This is a genomic window from Spirillospora sp. NPDC049652, from assembly GCF_040675125.1.
GTDB lineage: Bacteria > Actinomycetota > Actinomycetes > Streptosporangiales > Streptosporangiaceae > Spirillospora.
Genome location: NZ_JBFAOF010000526.1, coordinates 1 through 5,050, shown reverse-complemented (window position 1 = coordinate 5,050; position 5,050 = coordinate 1). Strand labels below are relative to the sequence as shown.

At 73.0% G+C, this 5,050-nt stretch carries 4 protein-coding genes; 1 reads left to right on the top strand and 3 read right to left on the bottom strand.

The window, feature by feature from the left end; genetic code table 11:
* The 3 genes from AB0J52_RS26940 to AB0J52_RS26930 form a co-directional block, all read right to left on the bottom strand.
* Positions 1-743: serine/threonine-protein kinase (locus AB0J52_RS26940; RefSeq protein WP_500185110.1), on the bottom strand; the 743-nt coding region annotated here is incomplete at its 3' end.
* Positions 744-1,309: 566 nt separating this feature from the next.
* Positions 1,310-2,950 (bottom strand): fumarate hydratase, encoded by a 1,641-nt coding sequence (locus AB0J52_RS26935; protein WP_500185109.1) that lies wholly within the window; start codon positions 2,948-2,950, stop codon positions 1,310-1,312.
* Between the two features lie 36 nt (positions 2,951-2,986).
* Positions 2,987-4,066, bottom strand: a complete 1,080-nt coding sequence (locus AB0J52_RS26930) for an EamA family transporter (RefSeq protein WP_500185108.1) — start codon at positions 4,064-4,066, stop codon at positions 2,987-2,989.
* Positions 4,067-4,136: 70 nt separating this feature from the next.
* Between AB0J52_RS26930 and AB0J52_RS26925 the strand changes: the two genes are divergently transcribed.
* On the top strand, positions 4,137-5,050 hold a 914-nt coding region (locus AB0J52_RS26925), incomplete at its 3' end, for an aminotransferase-like domain-containing protein (protein WP_500185107.1).

Below are 5,050 nucleotides of genomic sequence, written 5' to 3'. Positions count from 1 at the left end.
AGGCCGTCGATCACCGGGGCGAGCGGCCCGGCGCGCAGCGGCGGCGGAGCGGACTCGTTCGCCAGGGCGCTCAGCGTCGCCATCACGTTCTCGCGCTCGAACGGCGGCTTGCCCTCGACCGCGGCGTACAGCGTCGCGCCGAGGGACCACAGGTCGGAGCGGGGCGTGGCCTTCTCCCCGGCGGCGACCTCGGGCGCGACGTAGGCGGGGGACCCCATGAAGTGGCCGGTCTTGGTGAGCTTCACCGAACCCGACGAGAACGCCAGGCCGAAGTCGGTCAGCACCACCCGGTCGCCGTCCAGCAGCACGTTGGACGGCTTCAGGTCGCGGTGCACGATGCCGGACCGGTGCGCCTCGTCGAGCGCGGTGAGGAGCTGGCGCCCGATGTGCGCCACGCGCTCGGGCGGGAGCGGCCCGTCGCGTTCGATCAGGTCCTCCAGGCTGGGGGACTCGATCAGCTCCATCACGATCCACGGGCGGCCCTGCTCGATGACCACGTCGTAGACCTCGACGATCGAGGTCGAGCGCAACTGTGCCGGGGCGCGCGCCTCGCGCAGCGTCCGGCGGTAGAACACCACCCGGTCGTCCTCGGAGAGGTCCGCGGGCAGCCGCAGTTCCTTGATCGCGACGGCGCGATCGAGGAGGTCGTCGTGGCCTCTCCAGACGGTTCCGTTGGCGCCTTGACCGATTTCCGAGACCAGCCGGTAGCGCGTCGCCAGCACGAGGCGCTCTGACTGAGACATGGCGGAAAAGATACCGGAGTGACCAGGTTCCGAGCGGCCACACCTCAGCACCAACTTGGATTTTCCGCCGAATGTATCCGGTCCGTCACCTTAGAACCGTCCCGTGCCCCCGCGTCCCGAGATCACCCCGGCGGAAACCCCCAGACCACCGCGAAACAACCCCTCACTCAACCCCCGAAATCCTCACCCAAGCCGCAACCCCCGGCGAGTCGCCGACTACCCGCCCACGCACCCCCGGCTCGAACGCCGAACGAAGCCGAAAGGCAAGGCGCAGGCAGCGTCTCCGGGGAACGCTCAGCCTGCGCCAGGGCGCACCAACGGCGCGAGAGACGAACCCCCACCCCCGGGGGAGCGCTCAGCCCGCGCGAGCCCGTGAACACCGCCCGTGGGGCAACCCCATCCGGGGGGCTCAGCCCGCGCGAGCGCGTGACCAACCGCGCGTGGGGGCGAATGCCGAAGGCGAGCCCCCACGGGCGGTTGATCGCGAAGCGATGCCGCGCTCGCCCGAGTCTCCGGTCCGAGGACGAGCCGCCAGGCGAGCCCTCGGAGCCGGAGGCTCAATAAATTCAGCGACGTCCGATGGTGAGGACGGGGCCGGTGGTGTCGGCGAAGAAGTCCTCGCCCTTGTCGTCCACGACGATGAAGGCGGGGAAGTCCTCGACCTCGATCTTCCAGACGGCCTCCATGCCCAGCTCGGGGTACTCCAGGACCTCGACCTTCTTGATGCAGTCCTGGGCGAGGCGGGCGGCGGGGCCGCCGATGGAGCCGAGGTAGAAGCCGCCGTGGGCGGCGCAGGCGTCGGTGACCTGCTGGGACCGGTTGCCCTTGGCGAGCATGACCAGGGAGCCGCCCGCGGCCTGGAACTGCTCGACGTAGGAGTCCATGCGCCCGGCGGTGGTGGGGCCGAAGGAGCCGGACGCGTAGCCCTCGGGGGTCTTGGCCGGGCCCGCGTAGTAGACGGCGTGGTCGCGCAGGTACTGCGGCATGGGCTCGCCCGCGTCCAGCCGCTCCTTGATCTTGGCGTGTGCGATGTCGCGGGCGACGACGAGCGGGCCGGTGAGTGACAGCCGGGTCTTGACCGGGTACTTGGTCAGCTCGGCGCGGATCTCGTCCATCGGGCGGTTCAGGTCGATCCGGACGACGTCGTCCGACAGGTGCTCGTCGGTGGTCTCCGGGAGGTAGCGGGCCGGGTCGGTCTCCAGCTTCTCCAGGAACACGCCCTCCGCGGTGATCTTGCCGAGGGCCTGCCGGTCGGCGCTGCACGAGACGGCGATCGCGACCGGGCAGGACGCGCCGTGCCGCGGCAGCCGGATCACGCGGACGTCGTGGCAGAAGTACTTGCCGCCGAACTGCGCGCCGATGCCGAGCTTCTGGGTCAGCTCGAACACCTGCTGCTCCAGCTCGACGTCCCGGAAGCCGTTGCCGAGCGGCGAGCCCTCGGTGGGCATGGTGTCCAGGTAGTGCGCGGAGGCGTACTTGGCGGTCTTCAGCGCGTACTCGGCGGACGTCCCGCCGACGACGATCGCCAGGTGGTACGGCGGGCACGCGGCGGTGCCGAGGGAGCGGATCTTCTCCTCCAGGAAGGACATCATCCGCTTGGGGTTCAGGACGGCCTTGGTCTCCTGGAACAGGAACGACTTGTTGGCGCTGCCGCCGCCCTTGGCCATGAACAGGAACTTGTAGGCGTCGCCGTCGGTCGCGTACAGCTCGACCTGCGCGGGGAGGTTGTTGCCGGTGTTCTTCTCCTCCCACATGGTGACGGGGGCCATCTGGGAGTAGCGCAGGTTCAGCTTGGTGTACGCGTCGTACACGCCGCGCGAGATGGCCTCCTCGTCCCGGCCGGACGTCAGGACGTGCTGGCCGCGCTTGCCCATGACGATCGCGGTGCCGGTGTCCTGGCACATCGGCAGGACGCCGCCGGACGCGATGCCCGCGTTCTTCAGCAGGTCCAGCGCGACGAAGCGGTCGTTGGGGGAGGCCTCCGGGTCGTCCAGGATGCGGCGGAGCTGCGCCAGGTGGGCGGGCCGCAGCAGGTGCGCGATGTCGCGCATGGCGGTCTCGGTGAGCAGCCGCAGAGCCTCCGGCTCGACCTGGAGGAACGTCCGGCCGCCGGCCTCGAACGTGGAGACGCCGTCCGTGGTCAGCAGCCGGTACTCGGTCTCGTCCGGACCGGTCGGCAGCAGGTCGGTGTAGGAGAACTCAGGCATCGAAGATCCTCAGGAGGTATCCGGATGGGGGCCGCCCTACAGGGTACGACCTGTTCCCGTGAGCTCCCGGTCCGGGAGTGCCGCCGCGCGGGCCCGCATCCGGCGGGGCAGCCGCGGCGCCGTGGACCGCAGTCCGAGGACGACCCCGGCGGCCACCAGCGCGGCCCCCGCCACCTCGGCCGGACGGGGCGTCGCGATGCCGAGGAGCATCGTCGTCACCACGGCGCTCACCGGGATCATCCCGGCGAACAGCCCCGCGCGGTCGGCGCCCATCCGGCCCAGCGCGTCGTACCAGAGCAGGAACGCGGCGCAGGTCACGACCACCGTCAGGTAGAGCAGTCCGGCGAACTCGGCGGGCGTGGGGGTTCGCAGGACGTGCCGTCCGTCGGTGATCAGTCCCGTGACCAGCAGCATCGGGCAGGCGAGCGCCGCCGACCACGCGGAGGTCCGGATCGCCCCGAGTCGGGGCAGGACGGGCACGGCGAGCAGCGAGAAGCAGATCTCCCCGCCGAGCGCCCCCAGCGACAGCAGCAGGCCCCGGACCGTCCCGCCGCCGAGCCCGTTCGCCAGCCCGGCCCCCGCCGTGACGACGCAGGCCGCGAGGACGGTCATCACGGCCGGCCGCCGCCCGGCCGTCAGCGGCCCCATCAGCGCGAGGACGATCGGGACGGTCGCGACGACGGTCCCGATGGTCGCCGGGCTGGTGTCGTGCGTGGCGTAGACGATGCACACGTTGAACGCCGCCAGCCCGGTCGCCGCGAGCGCCACCAGGAACACCAGGTCACGCGGCGACGGCAGGACACCGCCCCGTCCCCGGCCCGGAGCGTCCCCCTGCCGGACGCCGGGGCGGTCAGGGGCCGTGTCGGCGCCGCCCGGCCGTGCCGTGCCGGTGGAGCCCAGCCGGGCCGTGTCGGTGGACCCCAGCCGGGCGGCCCGGCGGCGGTCCCGCAGGCGGGCGACGGCGAACAGGATCACGGCCGCGCCCGCGTACCGGACGGCCTGGCCGCCGAAGACGGGGTAGTGCGCGATCGTCGCGGACACCGCGGTGAGCGACCCGACGAGGGACATGGCGACCGCGGCTCGCGCGACGTCGCCGGTGTTGGCCGGTGTGGTCATGACATGGAACGCTAGGAGCGCATTGGTCCTCGAAACAGGACCAATCCCGTAGCCATTCAGGGGACCAACCGTGACGGACCTGCACCTCGGCCTCGACCGCTCGGCCGGACACCTGGCGGCGCAGCTCGCGGCGGAATGCCGGAACGCGATCCGGGCGGGGCGGCTCGCGGCGGGCACGCGCCTGCCGTCCAGCCGCGACCTCGCCCGGGACCTGGGCGTCTCCCGCGGTGTGGTCGTCACCGCGTACGAGCAGCTGATCGCGGAGGGCTTCCTCGTGGCGCGCCGCGGCGACGGCACGCGGGTCGCCCCCAACGCGCTGCCAGTCTCCCGGCCGGTCCCGCCGCCCGCCCCGCCGTCCCGGCCCGCCGGACCGGCCCGGGCCGCCGAACCGGAGGACCGGAGGACGGCCGCCGCCGCGCGCCCGGAACCCGTCGCGCACACCGGACGGACGAGCGCCTGCCTCCTGAACGGCGTGGCCCCGCGGCCGGAGGACGGCGACGACCGGCCGCCCTCCCTCTCGCCCCCGCCTCCGGTGCGGTTCGACCTGACGCCCGGACGGCCCGACCTGTCGGCGTTCCCGCGTTCGCGCTGGCTGGCGGCCTACCGGGCGGCGCTGCAGGCCGTCCCGCACCAGGCGCTGACGTATCCGGACGCGCGCGGCGTCCCGGAGCTGCGGGCGGAGCTGGCGGCGTACCTCGGACGGGTCCGGGCGGCGCACGCGGACGCCGGGCAGGTCGTGATCATGAACGGGGTGGCGCTCGGGCTGTCGTCGGCCGTGCGGGCGCTGGTCGCCACCGGGCGGACGACGCTCGCCGTGGAGGACCCGACCAGCGACCGCCAGCTCCCCATGCTGGCGGCGACCGGCGCGCGGATCGTCCGGGTGCCGGTGGACGCCGGCGGCCTGGACGTCGCCGCGCTGGCCCGGTCCGGCGCGTCGGCCGTGCTGGTCACCCCGGCGCACCAGTACCCGACCGGTGTCGTGCT

Bases quoted from the DNA above. Each gene is read 5' to 3' on its own strand.
- AB0J52_RS26935 (WP_500185109.1), bottom strand. From the start codon at position 2,950: ATGCCTGAGTTCTCCTACACCGACCTGCTGCCGACCGGTCCGGACGAG.
- AB0J52_RS26930 (WP_500185108.1), bottom strand. From the start codon at position 4,066: ATGACCACACCGGCCAACACCGGCGACGTCGCGCGAGCCGCGGTCGCC.